Source organism: Brucella sp. GW823-FHT04E01, assembly GCF_058796175.1.
The window spans coordinates 950,738-975,173 of record NZ_JBXAIK010000003.1 but is presented as its reverse complement, the minus strand read 5'-3'; the positions used below and the strand labels follow the sequence as shown (position 1 = coordinate 975,173).

The window sequence follows — 24,436 nt, the reverse complement described above, 5'->3', positions numbered from 1 at the left end:
TCATCATTGCCTGCAACTGTATCTGAAATCGATACAATCTGTGCATGATTGTCAATGTTTCAATGATCATACTGATGGCTATATTGGCGGTAACACAACAGGAGAGATAGCCATGCTTAATCAGATCAAGGGCCTCCACCACGTGACCTCGCTTGCCGCCGATGCGCGCTCCAATAACCGCTTTTTCACCGATATTCTGGGACTGCGCCGCGTCAAGAAGACCGTCAATTTCGACGATCCGAGTGTCTATCATCTCTATTATGGTGATGAACTAGGCACGCCCGGCACTGTCATGACCTATTTTCCATTTCCCGGCATGCCGCGCGGTCGCGATGGTACGGGCGAGGTGGGGACGACGGTATTTGCCGTGCCGCAGGGTTCTCTTGGCTTCTGGAAGGATCGTTTCGAGCAATCCGCCGTCAAGATTGAATCCGGAGACGAGGCGTTCGGCGAAAAGCGTATCCATTTCCGTGGACCGGATGGCGACAGTTTTGCACTGGTTGAAGTGAAGGACGATCCGCGTGCGCCGTGGGCACATGAGGGGATTGATGCCGAGCACGCCATCCGTGGCTTTCATTCGGTCTCAATGCGGCTTCGCGACGAAGGCGCGACCTCGGAATTGCTGAAATATATGGGATACCAGAAGCTCGATGCGAAGGATGGTGTCACCCGGCTCATCATGCCGGAAGGCAATGGTGCGAGCGTCATCGATCTGGAAACCTTGCCAGCAGTTGGTCGCAACCAGCAGGGTGCCGGTTCCGTGCATCATGTGGCATTCGCTGTCGAAAACCGCGAGAAGCAGCTGGAGGTGCGCAAGGCGCTGATGGATACGGGCTATCACGTCACACCGGTCATCGACCGCGATTACTTCTGGGCGATCTATTTCCGCACGCCGGGCGGCGTGCTGTTCGAGGTGGCGACCAACGAACCCGGTTTCGACCGCGACGAGGATACGGCCCATCTCGGTGAAGCGCTGAAGCTGCCGGAGCAGCACCAGCATCTGCGTGGCTATCTCGAAGAGCATCTGGACAAGATCTGAAGACGTCGGGACAGGAGATCGAACATGACAACCCAAACCTATGAGCACCGGCTGAAGGCCGGTGCGAACGGAGCGCCGCTGTTCATCGTGTTTCACGGTACGGGCGGCGATGAAAACCAGTTTTTCGGTCTGGCGGAACAGCTTTTGCCGGAAGCGACCATCGTGTCGCCACGCGGTGATGTGTCGGAATATGGCGCTGCGCGCTTCTTCCGCCGCACAGGCGAGGGCGTCTACGATATGGAAGACCTCGCTCGCGCCACCGACAAGATGGCCGATTTCATCGCTGGCCTTGTGGCTCAGCACAAGCCATCCGAAGTGATCGGGCTCGGCTATTCCAATGGCGCCAATATCATGGCGAACCTGCTGATCGAGAAAGGTAGGGTGTTCGACAAGGCGGCACTTCTGCATCCGCTGGTGCCATTCAGGCCGAAGGACAATCCGGCGCTCGAAGGCGCGAAAATTCTGATGACTGCCGGGCGGATGGACCCGATCTGTCCGCCGGATCTGACAGAAGCGCTTGCACATTATTTCGAGCGCCAGAAAGCTGATGTCGAGCTGGTCTGGCATCCGGGCGGGCACGAGTTGCGCCAGACGGAACTGGCCGCCGTTCAGTCACTGCTCCAGAATTGAGCTCAAAGCCGCCGTTCAATTTTGGACGGCGGCATTATTGTTCTGGCTCTCTTGTAAAAAACAATATACATTATATTTAATTGTATATTGAAAGTGGGGTGCTATGATGGATGCGATTTCGGGCCGAGTGCCAGCCCATGAAAACAAGATGACGCGCACGGAAATGGAGGGGCGGGCAACCGAGGTTGCCGAACTCCTCAAGACGCTGTCGCATCCGGCGCGGCTTATGCTGGCCTGCACGCTTGCAGAACGGGAATATTCGGTTGGAGAGCTGGAGGAAGCGCTTGGCATTCACCAGCCGACGTTGTCGCAACAGCTGGGCGTGCTGCGCGAAGCGGGCATTGTCGAAACCCGTCGCGAAGCGAAGCAGATTTTCTACCGGCTGACGGAAGCCAAGGCCGCACAACTCATCGAGGCGCTTTACGGCATTTTTTGCGCACCGGAGGAACGGGCATGATCACAACCTATCTGCAATCATTGGCAGGCGGCATGTTGCTCGGTCTTTCCGCAGTCCTGCTGCTCGTCTTCAATGGGCGCATCGCCGGGATCAGTGGCATCGTCGGGCGGCTTCTGGGTGGCAAACAGATTCCAGCCAATGCGGTCTTTGTCGTCGGCCTCGTTCTGGGGCCGATTATCTATGCGGCGATTTATGGTTCATTTCCCCCGGTCACGATGGCTATGTCCTGGCCCGTCATCGTCGTGGCAGGACTTCTGGTCGGCATCGGAACGCGGATGGGATCGGGCTGCACATCCGGTCATGGCATCCTCGGCATGGCGCGGTTTTCCAGGCGTTCGATAGCCGCAACGCTCACCTTTCTTGTAACCGGCATTGTGGTGGCCAGCATTTCGGGAGCATTGCTATGAAACAGTCGGCATATGCGCGTCTGGCCATGACGCTGCTTGCGGGCGCGATCTTTGGTTTTGGCCTGTCGCTGTCGGGCATGATCGATCCATCGCGGGTGACGGGCTTCCTGAATGTTACCAGCGGCCATTGGGACTCGAGCCTTGCCTTCGTGCTGGGCGGTGCCCTCCTGGTGGCTATCCCCGGCGTGATGTTGCAGCGGCGTATGGCGCGGCCGGTGCTGGACCAGTCTTTCCATTTGCCGGAGAATACTGAGATCGACCGTCGGTTGATTACCGGTTCTGCCATCTTCGGCGCGGGTTGGGGGCTGGCAGGCTTTTGTCCCGGCCCTGTCGTGTCCGCACTGTCCATGGGGTTGCCGCAGGTATGGCTCTTCGTTGCGATGATGGTTTTGGGAATGATTTTCCACGATCGTATTATGACGAAGTATTCATAGGAAAATCATTCCGGGCGGCGAAATTCCGGACAAAAGGCAGTAGAAGCATTCAAATCTTGAACTCTTTGGTCAAATTACCCTTTTAATAGGGAGATGAATGAGTTAGGCACCCTCTGAACGATCTTGAGGGAACCGTGCCATGGCTGGATTGCTGAAACGTTTTGCCGGATATTATCGTCCGCATCGTGGGCTGTTCGCGCTGGATTTCACCAGCGCCGTGGCGTCCGGCCTGCTTGAGCTTGCCTTTCCGGTTGCCGTTACGCTTTTCATCGACAAGCTGTTGCCGACCGGCCAGCTTGGTGTGATCGCTATTGCTGCGGTCGGCTTGCTGGCCATTTACGTCGTCAATGCCTTCCTGCAGGTCATCGTGACCTATTGGGGGCATATGCTTGGTATCAAGATCGAGACAGAGATGCGCCGCAAGGCCTTCGATCATCTGCAGAAACTCTCCTTCGGCTTCTTCGATAATCAGAAGACCGGCCATCTTGTGGCGCGGCTGACCAAGGATCTGGAAGAGATCGGCGAAGTGGCGCATCACGGGCCGGAAGATGTCTTCATCGCGATCATGACCGTGATCGGCGCCTTCATCCTGATGCTGTGGGTGCATCCGCAGCTTGCGCTGATTACCGCCGTCATCGTACCGCTGTCGGCCTATGTCACCGCCCGCTATGGCGGACGCATGACGCACACATGGCACGCGCTTTACCGGCGCGTCGGTGATTTCAACGCGCGTATCGAGGAGAATGTCGGCGGCATCCGTGTCGTTCAGGCCTTCACGAACGAAGATCATGAACGCCAGCTTTTCGCGGAGAGCAACGACAAGTATCTCACCACCAAGCTCGCCGCCTACAAGATCATGGCCGCGTCGATGTCTCTGTCCTATCTGTCGATGCGCTTTGTGCAGGTCGTGGTGATGCTGGCGGGCGCATGGTTCGTGGTGCGCGGCGAACTGACGGCTGGTGGATTTGTCGGCTTCCTGCTGCTGGTGAACGTGTTCTTCCGCCCGATTGAAAAGATCAATTCGGTCATCGAAACATATCCGAAGGGCATTGCCGGTTTTCAGCGTTATACGGAATTTCTCGATACGCGCCCGGATATTGCAGACCGCCCCGGTGCGCAGTCCGTTGCACGTCTGACCGGCGATATCGAATATCGCGATGTCAGTTTCGGCTATAGTACCGAGCGCCCCATTGTCGATGGTCTCGATATTTCCATTCGTGCTGGTGAAACGATTGCCTTTGTTGGTCCTTCAGGTGCGGGCAAGACGACGATCTGCTCGCTGCTGCCGCGCTTCTATGATGTGACGAAGGGCGCGATTCTTGCCGACGGCAGCGACATTCGCGATATGACCCTGAAGTCTCTGCGGTCGAATATCGGTATTGTCAGTCAGGATGTGTTCCTGTTCGCCGGAACGATCCGGGAAAACATCGCTTATGGCCGTCTCGATGCGACCGACGCGGAAATCGTCGATGCTGCGCGCCGCGCGCGACTTGATGGCGTGATTGCCAATCTGCCGGAAGGCTACGACACCGTCATTGGCGAGCGCGGCGTAAAACTTTCCGGCGGGCAGAAGCAGCGCATGGCCATTGCGCGCATATTCCTGAAAAACCCGCCGATCCTGATCCTCGATGAGGCGACCTCCGCACTCGATACGGAAACCGAACGTGCCATCCAGCAATCGCTCGCCGAGCTTTCGCGGGGGCGCACGACGCTGGTGATCGCACATCGCCTTGCAACCATCGTCAATGCCGACCGCATTCTGGTGGTGGAAGGCGGGCGGATTGCCGAACAGGGAAGTCATGCCGAGCTTCTGGCCATGAAGGACGGACGCTACAAGCGCCTGCATATTGCGCAGGCCGGGCTGGATCAGGGGCATTATTCAGCGGCGGAATAGGCTGATCTGCATATCAGGATACGCTTAATAAAGGCGGCCTTTGGCCGTCTTTTTTATTGTCTGACAACGAGCGGAAGAGTTTCCTTTGATATCTGATGTATCAGATATTGACATATCAGATTCGCTGTTTCAGGATCGGAGCGTGAATTCAGTGACAAACAGGTGTTGCCTTGGGTGATAACGTTTCCCCCCTTTCTCCGATCAAGGTGAAGAGCCTCAGAGACCATGTGCATGACAATCTGCGGGAGGCGATTATTTCCGGGCGGATCAAGTCCGGCGAAAAGCTGAATGAGAGGCAGCTGGCATCCGATCTGGGCATCAGCACGAGCCCTTTGAAAGAAGCGCTGCGCCAGCTGGAAGGAGAAGGGCTGGTGCGCACGGAGGCCCGTCGTGGAACGTTCGTGTCGTTCAATGCGCGGCAGGCCGAAGAGATGACGCTCGCTCGTGCCGCGCTTGAAAGCATCATTGCGCGGCAGGCGGCCAAGCATGGCGGCGAGGAGGCGTTCGGCTTTCTTCGCGCGGTGATTGAAGAAATGCGGGCGGCGGTCGAGGCAGGCAATGTCGATCAGCTGATCGAGCTGAACGAGAAGTTCCACGACGGCATCCATGAGGCATCGGGATGTGAATATCTGCGCCGGTTGCAAAATGCACAGCGCATGTACGACCACGCCGCAAGGGTGACTGTTCTGTCGCGCGAGGATGTGCGTCGGCAGTCCTTCAACGAGCACGAAGCAATCATGAAGGCAATTACGGCACGTAACGGCGATCTGGCTGAGCGTCTGATGCGCGAACACATCGTGAAAGCGGGAGACACGCATATCGAACTGGTCTTCTGACCAGTACATTGGGAGGAAATAATGGATCTAGCGGAATACCGCCGGGTGCTTCGGGGCATTTCGGGTGTGCACGCGACTGCCTATGATACAGATGGTGAAATCGATGACGCGCTGACGGCGAAAATTGTCGAGCGGATCGCCGGCGCCGGTGTGCATAATATCGTTACCGGCGGCAATACGGGCGAGTTCTACAGCATGACTGTGGATGAGGTCATCCGCTTGCAGGCTATCGCGGTGAAAGCGGCAAATGGCAAGGCTGCTGTGACAGCCGCAGCCGGCCGTTCCGTGCGTGATGCGATCAGGATTTCACAAGCAGCACAAGCCGAAGGTGCCGATGGCGTGATGATCCATCATCCGCTTGATCCCTTTGCGGCGCCGCATGCGCAGGTGGATTATTTCATCGCGATTGCCGAAGCCATAGACTTGCCAATCGTTGCCTATATCCGTTCGGATCTGATTCCGCTCGATGAAATGGTGCGCCTTGCGACCCATGCCAAGGTCGCAGGCGTCAAGTTTGCATCGCAAAACACGATGCTTTTCTTCGAATGCTGTCGGGCGACAAAAGGCATGGATGCGACCTGGATCTGCGGCTTGGCGGAAAGCTGGGCCTTGCCTTTCTATGCCCTTGGTGGCCGCGGCTTTACCTCTGGCCTCGTGAATGTTGCACCGAAGCGTTCGCTGGCGGTCTGGAATGCGCTGGAAGCGGGAGATTTCGCAAAAGCGCGGGCGGTAGTCGAAAGCATTGCCGATTTCGAGACCATGCGCACCAAGTACCGTAATGGCGCGAACGTGACTGTTGTGAAGGAAGCGTTGCAAATTCAGGGGTTTGAGGTCGGAAAAGTGCGACTACCCGGATTGCCACAGCTTGAAGCGAATGATCGCGAGGTGCTCCAGACAATCGTCTCGGGCTGGGAGACTGATGGCATTGTCTGACAAATGAAACCCGGCCGTCCTGACAGGGAGAAGAGGGGCGCACCGGAAAACCAAAAAGTGGAGGAGAACATGAATAAGGGAATTTCACGTCGTACATTCATGGCGGGGGCCGGGATTGCGACCGGCATGGGTATCATGCTGCCGAAAGGCGTATGGGCACAGTCGGCGAAACTGCCGTCGTCGCCAGTAGCGCTCAACGTCATTGATGCCGCTGGCAATCTGGCCCTGACCCAACCGATCTTCGACAATTTCGCAGCCGAGCAGAAAGCGCTGGTTTCGCGCTTCACCTTCAACAAGGCACCGGCGCCGGAACTGCCGGGGAAAATCAAGGCGCAGCAGCGCGCCAACCGAATTGACATAGACATGGTGATCGTCGGGCCGGATGCGCTTTCCGCCGGACTTGCCGATGACATATGGACCGACATCATCGCGTTGCCGGATATCGGCTTGCCGAAGCTTCAGGATATCTATCTTGAACCAGCATGGCGTATGCAGGAAATGTCGAAGGGCAAGGGCGTTGTGGTTTCCTATTATCCATCTGGCCCCCTTCTTGAATATCACCCCGACAAGGTGAAGACACCGCCCAAGACCGCTGAAGAACTGCTGGCCTGGACGAAGGAAAACCCGAACAAGTTCATCTATGCTCGCCCGGCCAATTCCGGTCCGGGGCGCACCTTCCTGATGGGGCTTCCCTATCTTCTGGGTGATAGTGATCCGAAGGACCCGGTCAAGGGCTGGGACAAAACCTGGGCCTATCTGAAGGAACTGCACAAGAATATTGAATACTACCCGGCAGGTACGGGCGCGCTCATGAAGGAACTGGGCGAAGGCACGCGCGATATGACGGTGACCACCACTGGCTGGGACATCAATCCGCGTGCGCTCGGTGTGGTGCCGAAGGAAATGGGCGTCAGCAAGCTGGAAGGCTTCCACTGGGTTTGCGATGCGCATTACTTCGCCATTCCCAAGGGCGTGTCCGAGGAAAAAATCGCAGTGCTGATGGAGTTCATCAAGTTCTCGCTCAAGCCCGACCAGCAGGCCTATTCCTACGATGCCGGTTATTTCTATCCGGGTCCTGCTGTGAAGGACGTCACCATCGAAATGGCGCCGAAGGAAAGCCAGAACATCATCGCGGAGTTTGGCCGTCCGGAATATGCCGACTGGATTGCCAATAATCCGATCGAGCTGCCGCTCGAACCGGAGGCGCTGGTCGCTGCATTCCGCCGCTGGGACGAAGACGTCGCCGCTGGTTGATTGACCGAAGGCTGGGTGGTGAGCCGTGAAGGGCTCGCCACTGGCCGCTGATAGTCGCCAATTCTAAATCATGGTGCTTGTGTCAATGTCCTTTCAAGAACTCCGGCTCGACCGGATGAGCCGATCATTCGGAACTTTCAATGCGCTGAGGGAAATCAACCTCACAATCCGGAAAGGCGAGTTCATCGCACTTCTGGGACCTTCCGGCTGCGGGAAATCGACGGCTCTCAATTGCATCGCCGGACTTCTCGGCACGACGAGCGGCGGCATCTATATCGATGAACGGCGCGTGGACCAGTTGAAACCGGAGGATCGCGGTTTCGGCATGGTGTTCCAGAACTATGCGCTGTTTCCGCATATGAATGTCCTGCAAAATGTCGGGTTCGGTCTCAAGATGCGCGGTCTGGCAAAAAGCGAGATCAACGAACGTGCGCGCGCCGCATTGGCTTTGGTGCGCTTGCAAGGACAGGAAGAAAAACTGCCGGGACAGCTTTCCGGTGGCCAGCAACAGCGCGTGGCAATTGCCCGCGCCATCGTCATCGAGCCGCCGGTGGTTCTCATGGATGAGCCGCTTTCCAATCTCGATGCGAAGCTGCGGCTTGAGATGCGCGCTGAAATCCGCCGCATCCATAACCAGCTCGGCTCAACGACGATCTATGTGACCCACGATCAAGACGAAGCCCTGTCGCTGGCCGACCGCATCGTGGTCTTGCGCGACGGTGAAATCCGTCAGGTCGGCAAACCGCACGAGCTTTACGAAGAGCCCCGCTATCGTGATGTCGCCGCCTTCATGGGTTTCCGCAACGCCTTGCCAGGCAAGGTCGTGCGCGTCGAGAACGGGCAGGCGATCATTTCCGTAGCGGGGAACGAACTCGTTGGCCGTGCGATGGATGGGCTTGAGCCGGGTGACGATGCCGTGCTGATGGCACGCGGCGATGATGTCGTGTCCGGTTCGGGTCATCGCAATGACCTGCAGGCGACCGTCGAGACCATCGAATATCGAGGGCGCGAATATGTCGGTACAGCCCGCACCGAAACCGGGATGGAGCTGATCTTTCATGGGCCGCAGGGCGTGGAGCCCGGCAGTCGTATCGTGTTGGGCGTCGATGCTGGCCATGCGCTGGTTTTCCCGGCGGAGGGCTGAGCGATGGTGGCTGAGACCTACGCGGATGCACCGCTTAAGCCCGGTTTGCGACAACGGCTTGCAAATCGCGGCTTCGACGGCGTCACCCTTCTGATCCTGCCCGCGCTGCTCTTTGTGGTGGGTGTATTCATCTATCCGTTTCTGTACGGGCTAGTTCTGTCCTTCAATCCAATTGATGGCGGCGGTGCACTGGCCAATTACACCAAGTTCTTCTCCGATCCCTATCTTTACAAGACCATCGGCGCGACGCTTTGGCTTGCGATTCCTGTCACCGTCATCAGTGTTCTTTTCGCGGTTCCCATCGCCATGCGCGTGCGTCTGATGCCGCGCCAGCGCCTGCTGACCACGATCCTCGTTCTGCCGGTGACGCTCGGCACGGTTCTGATTGCTGAAGGTCTTTTGAATTATCTGGGGCCGCAAGGCTGGTTCAGCCGCACGCTGATCTATATTGGCCTGATCGATAATCCGCTGAAGCTCACTAATAATTACTGGGGGGTCTTTGCATCGCTGGTCATTACGGTTTTTCCGTTCACCTTCCTGCTGACGCTTTCCTACATAACCGGCATTGATCCCGCACTGGAACGGGCCGCCGCCACGCATGGCGCCAATAGCTGGCAGCGCTTTCGCCATGTCATGCTGCCATTGCTGGTGCCGGGGCTGGTGGTCGCGGCCTGCCTCACCTTCGTGCAGGCATTTGCTGTGTTTCCATCCGCTGTCCTCTTGGGCGCGCCGTCGGGACCGACCCGCGTGATATCCATCGCTGCAGCACAGGCGGCCTTCGAGCAATATGACGACTCCATGGCTTCATCCATCGCCATGATCATGGCGGCAGTGCAATTGCTCGTCGTCGGGGCACTGCTCGGTGTGCGCTCGCTCTTCTATCGCGGCTCGACCGCTGGCGGAAAGGGATAGATCATGATCCGCGATACTTCCACCCTTTCCAAGCTCTGGATCACTCTCGTCTGGCTCGTAACCGGCTTCTTCGTGCTCAATGTTCTTGCTGTCATCGTGGCCGTGGTGGTTTCAAGTTTCGGCACGCGCTGGCTGGGTACATGGCTGCCAGACGCGTTTACCACGCGCTGGTATGCAGCCGCCTGGGCCGAATTCCAGCTTGATCAAGTGCTTCTGGTCACCTTTCAGGTCGTCTTTGCAGTGGTGATCCTGTCGGGTGTTCTGGGCGTCACGGCAGCTTACGCCATGGCGCGCCGCGATTTTCCCGGCAAAAAGCTTGTGCTGCTGATCTTCCTGCTGCCGCTTCTGGTGCCGCCGATAACCTTCGGCATTCCGCTGGCAACCGTGCTTTACAAGTTCGGGGTGGGCGGTACCTTCTGGGGCGTCGTTCTAGCCAATCTCGTGCCGACGGTACCCTTCGTCATTCTGGTGATGATCCCCTTCATCGAGCAGATCGACCCGAAGGTCGAGGCGGCGGCGCGTGTGTTTGGCGCAGGCACATTCAAGCTCTTCATCCATGTGCTTCTGCCCATGCTGTTGCCCGGTGTGCTTGCGGCCATGCTGCTGGTTCTGGTGCGCACGGTCGCGATGTTCGAGCTGACCTTCCTGACCGCAGGACCGACATCGCAAACGCTCGTCGTCGCGCTCTATTATTCGGTGTTCGCTGCCGGGGTCCGCTCCGTCCAGTCCATCGACGCCATGGCGGTCATTTACATGGTCACCTCGCTGGTTTGGCTGCTTCTGGCCCTGCGTTTCGTCAATCCGACGCAGATCGTTGCGCGCAACCGTCAACCGTCCGCGCATTGAGGCACAACAGGATGAAAATCATCGCTATCGAAACGGTGCAGCTTCCGCACCTCAACAACATAGTGTGGGTGCAGGTCCACACCAATGAGGGCATTGTCGGACTTGGTGAGACTTTCCGTGGTGCAAATGCGGTTGCCGCCTATATCCACAGCGATATCGCACCGCTGCTCGTCGGCCAGAACCCGCTGGAGATCGACCGTATCTCCAAACTGCTGCTGGAGCCTTATGTCGGCTTTCGCTCGTCAGGCGTGGAAATCCGTGCCGCCTCGGCGATAGACATCGCGCTTTGGGATATTTTTGGCAAGGTGACCGGCCAGCCAATCCATCAGTTGCTCGGTGGTCTGTCTCGACAATCGATCCGCACCTACAATACCTGCGCGGGCTACACCTATAACAAAAGCGGCGCGCGCCGATATATCGGTGATGCCGATGAGGCAACGGAAGGGCCCTACGAGGACCAGCTGGCTTTTCATAGGGACGCAGGTGCACTTGCCGAAAGCCTTCTGTCGGAAGGCATCACGGCCATGAAAATCTGGCCCTTCGACCCGTTCGCTGTCGCATCCGGCGGAAACTTCATCCATGCCGGCGATCTCGACAAGGCGCTGGCACCGTTTCGCCAGATACGCGATGCGGTCGGCGAGCGGATGGAAATCATGGTCGAGTTCCACTCCATGTGGGACTTGACGTCGGCTCTGGCCATTGCGCGCGAACTGAAAGTCTTCCGACCGTTCTGGTCGGAAGACCCGATCAAGATGATGAACCCGCAGGCGCTGGCCGTTTACGCACGCCAGTCCGGCATTCCGGTCTGTGCCAGCGAAACCATGGCGACGCGTGCGCAATTTCTCGATGTCCTACGCGCCGATGCCTCCGATTATGTCATGCTCGACATTTCATGGTGTGGCGGGCTTTCGGAAGCGAAGAAGATCGCCACCATGGCCGAAGCATTTCAGCGCCCCATTGCGCCGCATGACTGCACTGGTCCGGTGGTGTTCGCGGCCTCCGTCCATCTGTCGCTCAATGCGCCCAACGCGATCTTTCAGGAATCTGTGCGGGCCTATTACACCTCATGGTATCGCGATCTGGTGACGGTGATGCCGCGCATAGAGAAGGGCATGATCTATCCGTTCGAAGGAGCGGGTCTGGGATTGGAGTTGTCTGATTTCGTACTCAGTCATCCCGATGTCATTCGGAAAAAGACGGGAGCTGAATGATGGGACCGTTTCGCTGCATAGCCGATCTGCGTGGGCAACTGATGGAAAGTCCGGTCTGGGATGACCGCAGGGGAACACTTTTCGCCTGCGATATCTATGGGCGCCGCATATATGAAATCGACATTTACGCCGATAGGGGTGTGCTTCGTGAATGGTCCTTTACAAGCGAGGTAGCAAGCTTCGGATTGACAGAAAGCGGACGTCTCGTGGTGGCGCTTTCACGTGAGGTTGTCCTGTTTGATCCTGAAACCGGCATTCGTGAACCGCTATGGGCGGGGTACGATGAGCCGGGAACATCCCGCCTCAATGACGGCAAGGTCGGTCCTGACGGTGCGTTCTGGATCGGCAGCATGGATGGCCGTCATGAGCGGGAAGCCATCGCGAGGCTCTACCGAGTAACATGGGACGGCGAGGCTTCTGTTAAGGCCGAGGGTTTTGAGATTTCTAATGGTCTCGCTTGGACGGCGGACGGCAGAACCATGTTCCATACGGATTCCCGCGGGCCGTGGATCGACCGTTATGACTTCGACCCGGAGACCGGTGAGATTAGTGGGCGCAAGCGCATTTGCGACCTCGATGAGCAAAGCGGCAGGCCGGATGGCGGCGCCTGCGATGCTGAGGGTGCTTATTGGAGCGCGGGTGTATCCGCTGGCATTCTGAATCGCTTCGACCGCGAGGGTAATCTGCTTGAAAAGGTTCCGGTACCGGTTCCGGCTCCAACAATGCCCTGTTTTTGCGGACCAGACCTGACACTTCTGGCCATCACCTCGCATCGCCAGCTGCTGGAAGCGACCCTGGAGGCCGCACCTCGGTCGGGTGGCGTATTTCTGGCGCAGGCTTCGGTTGCAGGAGCCCCTGTGGCCCGGATGAACGGAGTGTAACGTGATCGCGCAGGCACTCCTGAATATTTGTTTTGAATTGAATATCATCTCGAAGCCGTTTTACGCCCTTCGGGATATTTTCTGATCGGGAAGGTAGGGAAATGACCAGAAAGACCTATGGAGATCTGCGTTCGGCGCGCTGGATGCTGCCCGATGATCAACGCTCGTTCGGCCATCGTTCGCGCACCATGCAGATGGGATATGATCCGGTCGACTGGGAAGGTCGTCCGATCATCGCCATCATAAACACCTGGTCCGAGGCCCAGCCTTGCCACATGCATTTCAAGGATCGGGTGGAATGGGTCAAGCGCGGCATCCTGCAGTCAGGCGGATTCCCGATGGAGTTGCCAGCATTGTCGCTGTCGGAAAACTTCGTGAAGCCGACAACCATGCTCTATCGCAATCTGCTGGCGATGGAGACCGAGGAACTTCTGCGCTCGCATCCTGTCGATGGTGCGGTGCTTATGGGCGGTTGTGACAAGACAACGCCGGGTCTCGTCATGGGGGCCGTCAGTATGGGACTGCCGTTCATTTTCTTGCCCGCCGGACCAATGCTGCGCGGCAATTATGCCGGTAAATATCTGGGGTCCGGCACTGATGGCTTCAAATACTGGGACGAGCGCCGCGCAGGCACCATTTCCAAGGAGGAATGGCAGGGGATTGAAGGTGGCATCGCACGGTCCTACGGCCATTGCATGACCATGGGAACCGCATCGACCATGACCGCGATTGCCGAAGCCATGGGGCTGACGCTTCCCGGTGCATCATCGATCCCGGCTGCGGATGCCAATCATCAGCGCATGTCCACGCAGTGCGGTCGCCGCATTGTGGAAATGGTCTGGGAAGACCTGACGCCGGAAAAGATTATGACGCCCGCTGCAATAACCAATGCGGTCACTGTTGCGATGGCAACGGGATGTTCGACAAATGCCATCATTCATCTGATTGCGATGGCGCGCCGGGCAGACGTGCCACTGGAACTGGACGATCTGGATCGCATCGGACGCACGACGCCTGTGATCGCGAATATCAGGCCTTCCGGCACGATCTATCTGATGGAAGATTTCTACTATGCGGGAGGGTTACGAGCGCTCATGAAGCAGCTTGGCGACAAACTCGATCCTTCGGCCGTGACCGTGACCGGCAAGCCGCTGACCGACGGTCTGGATGAGGCTCATATCTGGAACGATGACGTGATCCGCCCGCTTTCCAATCCGGTCTATCATGAAGGCTCGCTTGCGGTGCTGAAAGGCAATCTCTGCCCCGATGGCGCGGTGATAAAACCTGCTGCCTGCGACCCCCGCTTTCACCGCCATAGTGGCCCGGCGCTTGTCGCGGACAGTTACCCCGACTTGAAAAAGATCATCGACGACCCCGATTATCCCATGACGCCGGATACGGTTCTGGTGCTGCGTAATGCCGGTCCGCAGGGCGGGCCGGGAATGCCGGAATGGGGCATGATCCCCATGCCGAAAGCGCTGTTGAAACTTGGGCTGCGCGATATGGTGCGGATTTCGGATGCGCGCATGTCGGGAACCAGTTTCGGTGCCTGTGTTCTGCATGTCGCGCCGGAATCCTTCATCGGGGGACCACTCGCCCTGCTGAAGACGGGCGACATCGTCGAACTCGACATTCCAGCCCGCAGCCTCAACATGCTGGTTTCGAACGAGGAACTGGCGGCACGGCGCGCAGCCTGGCAGACGCCACCACCCAAATATGAACGCGGCTATGGCTTTGTCTTTTCCAAGCATGTCGAACAGGCTGACAAGGGCTGCGATTTCGACTTCCTGAAAACCGATTTCGGCCGTCCTGTCGACGAACCGGTCATCTATTGAGAGGCAGTTTCGATGTCAGATTATGTGCTTTCCGAGGAAACGCGGGCCAAGCTGAAGACGGTTTCGACGGCTTCCGTTGCGACGGCGCTTTACAAGCGTGGCCTGCGCAACCAGTTCATTCAGGGTGTGTTGCCGGTGGCGCGCAAGCGCGAGAACATGGTCGGTCAGGCCTTCACGCTGCGCTACATCCCGGCGCGTGAGGACCGGAATCCCATCACGGTTTTTCGTAATCCGGACCACAAGCAGCGCGTTGCGATAGAGACTTGCCCACCCGGTTTCGTGCTGGTGATGGATGCGCGCAAGGATGCGCGTGCGGCGACTGCGGGGTCTATCCTCGTGACAAGGCTTGCCTTGCGCGGCGCGGCGGGCATTGTTTCTGACGGCGGATTTCGCGATGTCAGCGGGATCGGCGAGCTTGATATGCCTGCTTATTGCTCAAAGCCATCTGCGCCGACCAATCTCACGTTGCATGAGGCGGTGGATATCAATGTGCCGATAGCCTGCGGCGATGCGGCAGTGTTTCCGGGCGATGTGCTGGTTGGCGATGCTGACGGTGTCATGGTCATTCCGGCTGGTCTTGCGGATGAAATCGCAACCGAATGTATCAGCATGGAAACTTATGAGGATTTCGTGCTGGAAGAAGTGCTGAACGGCGCTACCATTGTCGGCCTCTATCCGTGCACGAAAGAAGAGACCGAGCGCAAGTTTGAGAACTGGCGCGAACAAAATGGCCGTTAGCGCATCCCGAAAAGTGTGAAACGGTTTCCGGATAAGAATCGCGACAAAACAAAAAAAAGGAAGGCGTTACGCCTCCCTTTTTCATGCAGCTTTGTTGCCGTGTTTTAGTAGAGCACGTTCTTGGCTTCCGGCTGGTCGATATTGTCCTTGGTGACGACGACGGCGCCCGTATCGACAACCTTCTCGACCTTTTCCTTGTTCAGCACCTTCAACAGGGTTTCGATGCCCTTTTCGCCCATCTGGTAGGAACCCTGAACCACGATGGCATTGAGCGTGCCGTCCTTGACGAATTCCTGCAGGTCCTGATTGCCGTCGAAGCCGATGGCGGTCAGCTTGCCGGACTTGCCTGCCTGCTTGATCGCGCGGCCCATGCCGATGGCGGTCGGTTCATTGGCACCGAAGATGCCGACGAGGTCGCCATTGGCCGCCAGAACGTCGGTGGTCTGGTTGAGCGCCGTCGCCATCTGCGATTGCGAGTAGTAAGGACCGACGACTTCCAGCTTGGAATTGGCCTTGATGTAATCCACGAAGCCGCCGACGCGACCGATTTCCGAGCCAGCGCCCGCAACATAGGACATGACGGCGATCTTGCCGGTCGTGCCTGCCTTGTCGATCAGGGCCTTGGCTGCGGCTTCACCGGCCTTGCGGTTATCGGTGGCGAGGAACGACTGGTAGTATTTGTCGGCGCCATCGGCGAGCTGCGAGTCGATGATGACGACCGGAATGCGGGCTTCCCACGCCTTCTTCACAGCAGGCGTCAGCGCATCCGGATCGGACGGGGCAAGAAGGATTGCATCCACTTTGCGGTTCACGGCATTTTCCACCATGTTCACCTGATCGGCGATGGCCGATTCAGCCGCCGGACCCTGGAAGGTCATGGTGTGATCGTTGGAATCCTTGATCGCAGCTTCGGCACCCTTCTGGACGTTCTGCCAGAAAGTCGAATTCACGGTCTTCACGATAACGGCGATTTCGCCCGCCGAAGCGCTTGCCGCTCCAGTAAGCACAAAGGCCGAAGCCATCAATGCAGAAACCAGTCTACGCATGTTTTCCTCCTGTTATCGAGCTCTTGGCTCTACCCTTTTCCGGAATGCCTGACACATTCCGTCTCCCCTCTCATCGACGGTTGCGCATCTGGTCGATCCATACTGTGACCAGAATAACGAGGCCGATGATGATCTGCTGTGTGAAAGCGGAAATGCCGTTCATGTTGAGGCCGTTCCGCAGGATTCCGATGACGAACGAGCCGATGAACGTGCCCGAAATCGTGCCAACGCCACCGATGAGCGAAGTGCCGCCGATGACCGCGCTCGCAATGGCGTCGAGCTCATAGGCGACGCCTTCATTGGGCTGTGCGGTCACGAGGCGGGACATGAGAACGCAGCCCGTCAGACCCGCCAGTGTTCCCGATACGACATAGGTGAAGGCCGTTACACGGGCGACGTTGACGCCCGAAAGCCGTGCAGCCTCGGCATTCGATCCGATGGCATAGATGTGGCGGCCAAGCACGGTGCGGTTCAACACGAGTGCGGCCACGATCGCGATCACGATCATCAGCACAACCGGGTAGGGGATGCCGGGGAAGGTGACGACCGGAAAGCCCTGTTCGTCGATGCTCTCGATGCGAAACAGCGAGCCGTTGCCCAGCACACCGAAGGATTCGCCAAGGCCGGAGACGGCGCGTGCGCCAGTGATCTGAAGGGCTACACCGCGCGCGATCAGCATCATGCCAAGTGTGGCGATGAAGGGCGGCAGTTTGAGTTTTGTGATGACGACGCCGTTGATGAGGCCGCAGAGCGATCCCGTCAATATACCGAGCAGCATGGCGAGCGGGATCGGCAGCGAAAGGTCCTTGACCGCAAGTGCGGCCACAACACCGGCGAGTGCCAGAACCGAGCCGACCGAAAGATCGATGCCGCCGGTTATGATGACATAGGTTGCGCCGATGCCGAGAAACGCGATTGAGGTCACCTGTAAGGCGATGGTCATCGCATTGTTGACGGTCATGAAGGCGCTGCTGGTGACGGAAAAGATCGCCGCCAGAATGATAAGGCTGCCGACAGCCGCAAATTTCTGGATGATATCCTTCTGACGGTCGCTGAGCCCCTTGGATTTTACCGTCTGCTGGGGCTTGTCCGTAGTGATTTCGGCCATTACTGCGTCCTCATTTGTCCTGCCGGCCCCGACCGGAGGCATAGGTCATGATTTCTTCCTGCGATGTCGCGGCCGTGTTCAGGACGGCGGTGATGCGCCCCTCGTGAAAGACCGCCACACGGTCCGAAAGCCCAAGAATTTCCGGTAGCTCCGAGCTGATCAGCACAATGCCGATGCCCCTTGCGGCCAGTTCGTCCATGATCTGGTAGATCGCGAATTTTGCACCGACATCAATGCCCCGCGTCGGTTCATCGAAGAACATGATACGCGGTTCGCGGAACAGCCATTTGCCGATGATGATCTTCTGCTGATTGCCGCCCGAAAGCAGTCGAACGGGCTGGGCCAGCCCCGGCGTCTTGATACTGAGAAGATCGACATAACGCTGGCTCGCCTGCCGCTGTCGCTCGAAATCGATCACGCCATAGGCACTGCTGACCGCTTCCATATTGGCGAGTGTGAGATTGGCATCGACCGGCATCTTGACCGCCAGTCCTTGCGCCTTGCGGTCTTCCGACAGATAGGCAATGCCTGCCTCGATGGCGTCGCGCGGGCTGGAGATGGAAAGCGTCTCGCCTTCAAGCACAATCGTTCCGGCATCGTGCGGATCGGCGCCGAAAATCGCCCGCGCTACTTCCGTGCGCCCTGCGCCCATCAGTCCGGCAAAGCCGAGGATTTCTCCGCGCCGGAGTTCAAAGCCGATATTCTCGAAGAGGCCGCTTCGTGTCAGTCCGCCGACGGAGAAAATCACTTCCTCCGTCGGCTTTCGGGTCGGTTCCGGAAACTTTTCATCAAGCGAGCGCCCGACCATCCCGGCCACGATTTCATCGACGGTGACAGCGTCAAAGTCCTTGGTCCAGACATAGCGTCCGTCGCGCAGGATGGTGACGCGGTCGACGATCTCCGCCATTTCATCGAGACGGTGCGAAATATAGACGATGCCGGTGCCTTGCGCTTTCAGTTCGCGGATGACCTTGAACAGAAGCTGCGCTTCCTGCTCGGTCAGCGAGGAGGTCGGCTCGTCCATGATGAGGACGGAGGCATTGAGCGAGAGGGCCTTGGCGATTTCAACCATCTGGCATTGGGCGACGGACAGGTTCAGAACCTGTGCAGACGGGTCGATCTTGACGCCAAGCCGGTCGAGGCAGTGCTGTGCGTCCTGCTTCAGCTTGCGGCGATCGACGAAGAAGCCGCGTTTCGGCTCGCGAGCGAGATAGATGTTTTCGGCAACGCTCAGGTGCGGAACGAGGTTCAGTTCCTGATGGATGATGGCGATGCCCGCCGCTTCCGATTCAAGCGTGGAAGCAAAGCGGACAGTCTGGTCGCGATAATGGATCATCCCGCCATCCGGCTGATAGACGCCACTGACGATCTTCATCAGCGTCGATTTGCCCGCACCATTCTCGCCGCAGACAGCATGAATCTCGCCCGCCCGCAATTCGAAGCTGACATTCGACAGGGCTTTGACGCCTGGAAATTCTTTGGAAACGGAATCCAGCTTGAGCAAGATAGGCGCGGTATCGGCGCGCGCAGTCGCTGACGGCAATCCTCCCATCGCGCTTCCTCCCTCGCGCAAAGTTTCGTCACCTATGAATGGAAGAAGTAGAAGCCTGCTGGTTTCTGGTCAAGCCAATTTTGCGCGAGCAGCAAAAAACCCGCTACATGGCGGACTGGCCCTCCAGAATTTCGGTTATTAAACCTAATTGGCCTGACCAGACGATGGTTTTGCGGTTTTACCTGCATCGTGAATCATTTACTGGAAAGAAGAGAAAAGGCAGCTTCTGCTGGCGAGAAGAGAGCACATAAGTACTGCAATTCCGACAGTATCGCAGTATTTTGTGTCGCGGCCTCTGGAAAGAGGGGCGGTTCCTTTCTATCATTATATTCCGATTATCTGATCCCGAGGGGCAGTTTTGTACTTTGAAATAATTACGGTCGTGCTGTTGACGATCCTCAATGGTGTTCTCGCCATGTCGGAACTCGCAGTGGTTTCCTCCCGCCCGGCACGACTGAGGGTAATGGCCGACAAGGGCAGCCGCGGCGCCCGCATGGCCATCGAGCTTGCCGATAATCCCGGCCGTTTCCTGTCCACCGTCCAGATCGGCATCACGCTGGTCGGCATTCTGTCGGGTGCATTTTCTGGCGCGACGCTGGGTGCCCGTTTGTCGGGCTGGCTTCTTGGGCAAGGCTTGTCGCCAGCCCTTGCCGATGCTGTTGGCGTCGGTTCGGTGGTCGTGGTCATCACCTATCTGTCGCTGATTGTCGGCGAACTCGTGCCAAAGCAGATCGCACTGCGTGAGCCGGAAGCGGTTGCAAGCCGTGTAGCGCCGACCATGACATTGCTGTCCAAGATGGCAGCACCTCTGGTCTGGCTTCTCGATACATCGGGCCGTCTGGTCTTGAGGCTGCTTGGCCAGTCGGGCAAGTCGAGCGACGGCGTGACCGACGAAGAGATCAAGTCCGTTCTGGCCGAAGCGCATAGCGCGGGCGTGATCGAGACGGAGGAATCCCGCATGATTGCAGGCGTTATGCGCCTTGCGGACCGAACGGCACGCGGGCTGATGACGCCGCGCATGGATGTCGAAATGGTCGATGTGGACGATAGTTTCGATGAAATTCGCCTGCAACTGCACAATACAAGCCGCTCGCGGCTTCCTGTGCGCGGCGAAGATTCCGATGAAGTGATCGGCGTCTTACAGGTGCGCGACTTCTTCAATCAGCTGTCCTCCAGGGGCAGTGTCAATCTGCGCGAGATCGTCCGTGATGTTCCGGTCGTGTCGGACTTTTCCGATGCGCTCGACGTGGTGGAAGCCATTCGCGGCACGCCAACGCATATGGTGCTTGTCTATGACGAGTACGGTCATTTTGAAGGTGTGATTACTGCGGGCGACGTGATGGAAGCGATCATCGGCGCCATGCAGGAGGACCATATCGAGGAAAAGGCTATCGTGCGCCGGGCGGATGGTTCTTACCTCGTCTCGGGCTGGATGCCGATTGACGAGTTCTCGGAGTTTTTGCGTTTCCCGATTGACGACGATGCGGAATACAACACCGTTGCCGGGCTGGCGCTTGAGGAACTGAAGCATCTGCCGGATGTGGGGGAAACCTTCGTCAAGAACGGATGGGTGTTCGAAATCGTTGACCTTGACGGACGCCGCATCGACAAGCTGCTGCTGACGGCGGAAGAACAGTCGACCGAGTAATTCCGGGATAGAACATTCCCCGGTTTGTCCGAACTGTGGGGCAATGCGCTATCAGCCTGTTTTACAGTATCTGCTATCTCACCATCGTGTCCCGCCTGTGGCGCATGGCATGGGTTCCTGCGCGTCCCTAACTATTGTTGAGCGCGCGCCTCAAGCGGCATGTCGATGGTATGCCTTGTCCGCCGAAGTGATCGTCTTGATTGAACTGCCGTACCATTGGCATTTTAGATTGTATGCATGTTATAGTTGTCAGTCGGGGGCAGGTTTGCTGTCATTCCTTTTTAATCAGGACACGAGGGGCGTCCCGATTGGAAAAAAGCTGAACGTGCTCTGGCCAGTGGTGGCGTTTAAATGGGGTCGAGAACTGAATATTGGCTTCAACTGGTCAGGTCGGCCTATGGCAGGCAGGACAGCCCGATAGCCGACAAGATACTTGCGGACCAGCTCAGGGAGATTTGCGACGGCGCGCGCTTCTCGATGCCCATCAGCACGATTCTGTCCGTGCTCATTTTGCTGGTCCAGATTGCTGCGGGGCATTTCTGGATGCCCATCATCTGGTTCGCGCTGGTCAATATCATCAATGCGCTGCGCTTTATCGATGCGATAGCCTATTATAGAAGCCCGGCTGCGCCAGTTGAGAATATCGCGGTTCTGCAGCGCCAGCTCGCCCGCTTTCAACTGCTTGGTGCTATGGCCGGTTTCGTCTGGGCCGGTATCGCCATTCTTTCCCATGGGTTCTCTGATCCGCAATCGTCGGTCTATCTGGTCATTCTGGCCGGTATCTGCGCGGGCGCCGTCACCTATGGCTCGTCCTATGCCGCGGTTGCAATCAATTTCATAACGCCGCCGCTTGTCGTGACGGTGGTGTGTCTGGTCCTGCAAGCCGACCTGCAATATGGCGTGATTGCCGTTGCTGTTGTTCTGTTCTGGCTCGGGCTTACGCGTGGCGCACTTTTGGGGCAGAACCGCTTCATCCAGACCAGCAGGTTGAAACACGAAGCCAAGCAGCTGGCTGACGAAATGGCACTCAAGTCGCAGGAGGACCCGTTGACGGGGCTCTTCAACCGGCGCGGCCTTGAAACCTCCATTCGCCTCTATCCTGTGAAAGACGGCCCGTTCATCGTCATGCTGATCGATCTCGACGGGTTCAAGTCCGTCAACGACACCTATGGTCACAAGGTGGGTGACGACCTCCTTGTCGCCATTGCGCAGCGTATCCGTCAGGTCTCGCCGGAGCGTTCCGTTCTGGCGCGTATTGGCGGCGATGAATTCGTGCTCGCTTATCCCGAGCCTTCAGCCAAGATCGAGGCCGGATTGGTGGCCGCACGCATCATCGGCAGCCTGACCGCCCATTATGAGGGGATTCTGTCGGTGGAGATCGGCGCCTGTGTCGGCATTTGCCGGCTGGAGCGTCTCGATCCGGTCGAAATGTTGTTGCGCGCCGACTTCGCGCTTTATGCGGCCAAGAAACGCGGACGCAACGAATATTATTTTTTCGAGAAGCGTCTGCAGCACGAGTGGGAGCGCAAGCAAAGCATCGAGCGAGACCTGCGCATAGCAATCGAAACCGGGCAGGTGCAAACCTACTTTCAGCCGGTGGTGCAACTCTCCAGTGGGCGCATGGTTGGTTTTGAGGCATTGCTGCGCTGGGATCATCCACAGCACGGCACAATTCCCCCGCCGGAAATCATCGATGTTGCGTGCGAAGTGGGTGTGGTGCGTCAGCTGACGAATAATGTGCTCTTCAATTGCTGCGAGATGATCGACAAGCTCACCGAAGGTGGGCGCAGCGATCTGACAGTTGCCATGAATCTTTCCCCTCGCGAACTGGCGGGGGGACGCATTCCGCACGAAATCCTGTCCCAGATGGAAAAACGCGAACTTCCGATGTCCATGCTTGAAATCGAGATAACGGAGGAAGCTCCCTTCGATCAGCGGGGGATGAGTGACAGTCTCGGAGTGCTGTCGAGCGCTGGTGTCTCTATCGCACTTGACGATTTTGGCACCGGCTTTGCTACTTTCGCCTCCTTGAAGAAGGGCCTCATCACCAAGATCAAGATCGACAAGGTTTTCGTGCGCGGCATTGCCGAATCCGAAGGCGATCAGCACATCGTGCGCGCCATGGTCGAGCTGGGCGATGCTCTTGGCATCAAGGTCACTGCCGAAGGGATCGAGACCGAGGAAGATCGCGACATGCTTTGTAAGCTCGGTTGCAATGCCGGGCAGGGCTTCCTGTTTTCACCAGCTTTGCCGGCGAGCATGGCTCTTGATGCCCTTGCCAAAGCGAGTGCCAGCTCACGGTTCGATCAGGCTGTCCGGTAGTTTAGGTGGATAATCCATCTCGATTTCGTCCTGACCGTAAATAGGGCTCTTCAGGTTGGGGCCGGTCAGGATGGGGCGGATCTTGTATTTTCCTGTAGTCAGCCCTTCGGGAAAGAACGGCGAATGGGCGTCATCGTCGCCGACCGGGTGATAGATCACAAATTGCCCGCCGCGCTTCTGTACGGGATTATCATCGAGTGTTTCGCTCTTTCCCGGCTCAAGGGTCTTGTTGAAGAGATCATAGAGCTTATGCGTGGTCTGCTGGCCGTCGGCAGATGTGAAAATCAGGTGCAATTCACCATAGCCGAGTTCTACGGCTTCGCGGCTTTCATTGGCCAGCGTCAGCGTGAACAGGTGCTTGTAATAATCCTGATCCTTGTCGACATCGCTGTAATCCGCGAGACCGAGCTGCAAGGATTGTAGTTTTTGCCCGTTTTCCGCCTGCCAGGCCGCAAGATCGTAGGCTTCTTTCAGGGATATCCAGCCCTCCAGCGACCCGGTTTTGCCCTGATAGGCAATTTTCATCCAGTCATCGCCGGCAAAGACAAGCTTGCGCGCCTTGTCGCCCTTGTCCAGATAGGATTTTGTGGTGCTTTGCCGGTCAGGATCGCTGTACAGGGCCAGCTTTTCTACAGGAACCTCCCAGCCTTGTTCCGTTTCATCCGGTGCCAAAGGCACTTCAAGAACGCTGTTTCCCTGTGCGTCATAGGTGACCATGCGCATGGGTTTCATCAGGTAGGGCCAGCCAGACATCTGCTCTTCCGGGCGCGATTGTTCCACAAGCCGCACCGTCTGGTCGCGATCAATCGACAGGATGTCGACGCGGTTATAATGCCCATCCAGACTACAGCTGCTTTTGATCAGCTTTCGTTCCGGGATGCGTTCGACATTCCACAGCTCGCCGCAATTCAGTTTTCCGCCAAGTTCGTCCTCGATAATCAGTGGGGAAAAGGCTTTGGCTTTTGGATTATAGAGATAAAGCGCGACGCCAACGTCGAGGCTTCCCGCTTCGCGGGCGCCCAAAGAAAAATCGGTGTAGCCATCGAAGTCATAGTCGCCGGTTTCGAAGCTGACAGGCCCGTCCAGTCCGTTGAGCCAATCGGAATCCAGCAAAACGAGTTTCGATCCATCGGGCTGGGTCAGAACATAACCCTCTTTGCGTCTTTCGATATGCGCGCTCACGCCCGGTTCTGGCAGAAGGCGAGGAAGATTTTCTTCCGCGAAAGCAAGGTTCGTCAGGCCTGGCGATAGAAATGCCAGACAAATTCCGAGTGCCGCGAGGTGGAAAAATCGTCTCATTGCCATCTGC

At 57.5% G+C, this 24,436-nt stretch carries 23 protein-coding genes; 19 read left to right on the top strand and 4 right to left on the bottom strand.

Translation table 11 applies throughout. The features are described 5' to 3' along the window. The first annotated feature begins 112 nt into the window (after nt 1-112). The 16 genes from AC1RHM_RS14880 to AC1RHM_RS14805 all read left to right on the top strand — a co-directional run bounded on the left by AC1RHM_RS14880 (nt 113) and on the right by AC1RHM_RS14805 (nt 15,451). Entirely contained in the window at nt 113-1,039 is a 927-nt protein-coding gene (locus tag AC1RHM_RS14880; protein ID WP_010658527.1) for a VOC family protein, read from the top strand. A gap of 24 nt (nt 1,040-1,063) precedes the next feature. Further along, a complete protein-coding gene (locus AC1RHM_RS14875; RefSeq protein ID WP_010658528.1) occupies nt 1,064-1,669 on the top strand; it encodes an alpha/beta hydrolase in 606 nt (201 codons plus the stop codon). 106 nt (nt 1,670-1,775) lie between these two features. Beyond that, nucleotides 1,776-2,126 carry a sulfite-sensing transcriptional repressor BigR gene (gene bigR, locus AC1RHM_RS14870; RefSeq protein WP_036563524.1) on the top strand — a complete coding sequence of 117 codons (351 nt, stop codon included), beginning with the start codon at nt 1,776-1,778 and terminating at the stop codon, nt 2,124-2,126. Next, nucleotides 2,123-2,533, top strand: coding sequence for a YeeE/YedE family protein (locus tag AC1RHM_RS14865; RefSeq protein WP_010658530.1), 411 nt, complete (start codon nt 2,123-2,125; stop codon nt 2,531-2,533). The genes bigR and AC1RHM_RS14865 overlap by 4 nt, the downstream gene beginning before the upstream one ends. Then, nucleotides 2,530-2,967, top strand: coding sequence for a YeeE/YedE family protein (locus tag AC1RHM_RS14860; RefSeq protein ID WP_010658531.1), 438 nt, complete (start codon nt 2,530-2,532; stop codon nt 2,965-2,967). Before AC1RHM_RS14865 ends, AC1RHM_RS14860 begins: the two co-directional genes overlap by 4 nt. Nucleotides 2,968-3,106: 139 nt before the next feature. Further along, nucleotides 3,107-4,861 carry an ABC transporter ATP-binding protein gene (locus AC1RHM_RS14855; RefSeq protein WP_010658532.1) on the top strand — a complete coding sequence of 585 codons (1,755 nt, stop codon included), beginning with the start codon at nt 3,107-3,109 and terminating at the stop codon, nt 4,859-4,861. A gap of 227 nt (nt 4,862-5,088) precedes the next feature. Next, on the top strand, nt 5,089-5,697 hold the full coding sequence (locus AC1RHM_RS14850; protein WP_010658533.1) for a GntR family transcriptional regulator: 609 nt from the start codon (nt 5,089-5,091) through the stop codon (nt 5,695-5,697). Between the two features lie 21 nt (nt 5,698-5,718). Next, nucleotides 5,719-6,630, top strand: a complete 912-nt coding sequence (locus tag AC1RHM_RS14845; RefSeq protein ID WP_010658534.1) for a dihydrodipicolinate synthase family protein — start codon at nt 5,719-5,721, stop codon at nt 6,628-6,630. Between the two features lie 99 nt (nt 6,631-6,729). Further along, nucleotides 6,730-7,884 (top strand): extracellular solute-binding protein, encoded by a 1,155-nt coding sequence (locus tag AC1RHM_RS14840; protein WP_226622730.1) that lies wholly within the window; start codon nt 6,730-6,732, stop codon nt 7,882-7,884. Nucleotides 7,885-7,954: 70 nt separating this feature from the next. Further along, on the top strand, nt 7,955-9,028 hold the full coding sequence (locus tag AC1RHM_RS14835; RefSeq protein WP_029375919.1) for an ABC transporter ATP-binding protein: 1,074 nt from the start codon (nt 7,955-7,957) through the stop codon (nt 9,026-9,028). A gap of 3 nt (nt 9,029-9,031) precedes the next feature. After that, entirely contained in the window at nt 9,032-9,940 is a 909-nt protein-coding gene (locus AC1RHM_RS14830) for an ABC transporter permease (protein WP_010658537.1), read from the top strand. Nucleotides 9,941-9,943: 3 nt separating this feature from the next. Beyond that, on the top strand, nt 9,944-10,786 hold the full coding sequence (locus AC1RHM_RS14825) for an ABC transporter permease (protein WP_010658538.1): 843 nt from the start codon (nt 9,944-9,946) through the stop codon (nt 10,784-10,786). A gap of 11 nt (nt 10,787-10,797) precedes the next feature. Beyond that, nucleotides 10,798-11,997: a mandelate racemase/muconate lactonizing enzyme family protein gene (locus AC1RHM_RS14820; RefSeq protein WP_010658539.1), complete on the top strand. Its 1,200-nt coding sequence runs from the start codon at nt 10,798-10,800 to the stop codon at nt 11,995-11,997. Next, nucleotides 11,994-12,878 carry an SMP-30/gluconolactonase/LRE family protein gene (locus AC1RHM_RS14815; RefSeq protein WP_029375921.1) on the top strand — a complete coding sequence of 295 codons (885 nt, stop codon included), beginning with the start codon at nt 11,994-11,996 and terminating at the stop codon, nt 12,876-12,878. The genes AC1RHM_RS14820 and AC1RHM_RS14815 overlap by 4 nt, the downstream gene beginning before the upstream one ends. A 101-nt stretch (nt 12,879-12,979) precedes the next feature. Continuing rightward, on the top strand, nt 12,980-14,713 hold the full coding sequence (gene araD / locus AC1RHM_RS14810) for an L-arabinonate dehydratase (RefSeq protein WP_010658541.1): 1,734 nt from the start codon (nt 12,980-12,982) through the stop codon (nt 14,711-14,713). Between the two features lie 12 nt (nt 14,714-14,725). Continuing rightward, nucleotides 14,726-15,451 (top strand): ribonuclease activity regulator RraA, encoded by a 726-nt coding sequence (locus AC1RHM_RS14805; RefSeq protein WP_010658542.1) that lies wholly within the window; start codon nt 14,726-14,728, stop codon nt 15,449-15,451. 104 nt (nt 15,452-15,555) lie between these two features. Here the strand turns inward: AC1RHM_RS14805 and AC1RHM_RS14800 are convergent, their stop codons facing one another. The 3 genes from AC1RHM_RS14800 to AC1RHM_RS14790 all read right to left on the bottom strand — a co-directional run bounded on the left by AC1RHM_RS14800 (nt 15,556) and on the right by AC1RHM_RS14790 (nt 19,157). Further along, nucleotides 15,556-16,497 carry an ABC transporter substrate-binding protein gene (locus AC1RHM_RS14800; RefSeq protein WP_010658543.1) on the bottom strand — a complete coding sequence of 314 codons (942 nt, stop codon included), beginning with the start codon at nt 16,495-16,497 and terminating at the stop codon, nt 15,556-15,558. A 70-nt stretch (nt 16,498-16,567) separates the two neighbouring features. Continuing rightward, on the bottom strand, nt 16,568-17,605 hold the full coding sequence (locus AC1RHM_RS14795) for an ABC transporter permease (RefSeq protein WP_010658544.1): 1,038 nt from the start codon (nt 17,603-17,605) through the stop codon (nt 16,568-16,570). 10 nt (nt 17,606-17,615) lie between these two features. Then, nucleotides 17,616-19,157, bottom strand: a complete 1,542-nt coding sequence (locus AC1RHM_RS14790; protein ID WP_010658545.1) for a sugar ABC transporter ATP-binding protein — start codon at nt 19,155-19,157, stop codon at nt 17,616-17,618. A gap of 38 nt (nt 19,158-19,195) precedes the next feature. Between AC1RHM_RS14790 and AC1RHM_RS14785 the strand changes: the two genes are divergently transcribed. From AC1RHM_RS14785 to AC1RHM_RS14775, 3 genes are all read left to right on the top strand, one after another. Continuing rightward, the gene (locus AC1RHM_RS14785) at nt 19,196-19,408 is read left to right on the top strand and encodes a hypothetical protein (RefSeq protein WP_146113257.1); all 213 of its coding nucleotides are present in this window, start codon (nt 19,196-19,198) and stop codon (nt 19,406-19,408) included. 107 nt (nt 19,409-19,515) lie between these two features. Next, nucleotides 19,516-20,805: a hemolysin family protein gene (locus tag AC1RHM_RS14780; protein ID WP_012092780.1), complete on the top strand. Its 1,290-nt coding sequence runs from the start codon at nt 19,516-19,518 to the stop codon at nt 20,803-20,805. 351 nt (nt 20,806-21,156) lie between these two features. After that, on the top strand, nt 21,157-23,127 hold the full coding sequence (locus AC1RHM_RS14775; RefSeq protein WP_010658547.1) for a putative bifunctional diguanylate cyclase/phosphodiesterase: 1,971 nt from the start codon (nt 21,157-21,159) through the stop codon (nt 23,125-23,127). Here the strand turns inward: AC1RHM_RS14775 and AC1RHM_RS14770 are convergent. Further along, nucleotides 23,101-24,426 (bottom strand): hypothetical protein, encoded by a 1,326-nt coding sequence (locus AC1RHM_RS14770; RefSeq protein ID WP_235691740.1) that lies wholly within the window; start codon nt 24,424-24,426, stop codon nt 23,101-23,103. The genes AC1RHM_RS14775 and AC1RHM_RS14770 overlap by 27 nt on opposite strands. Nucleotides 24,427-24,436: the final 10 nt, after the last annotated feature.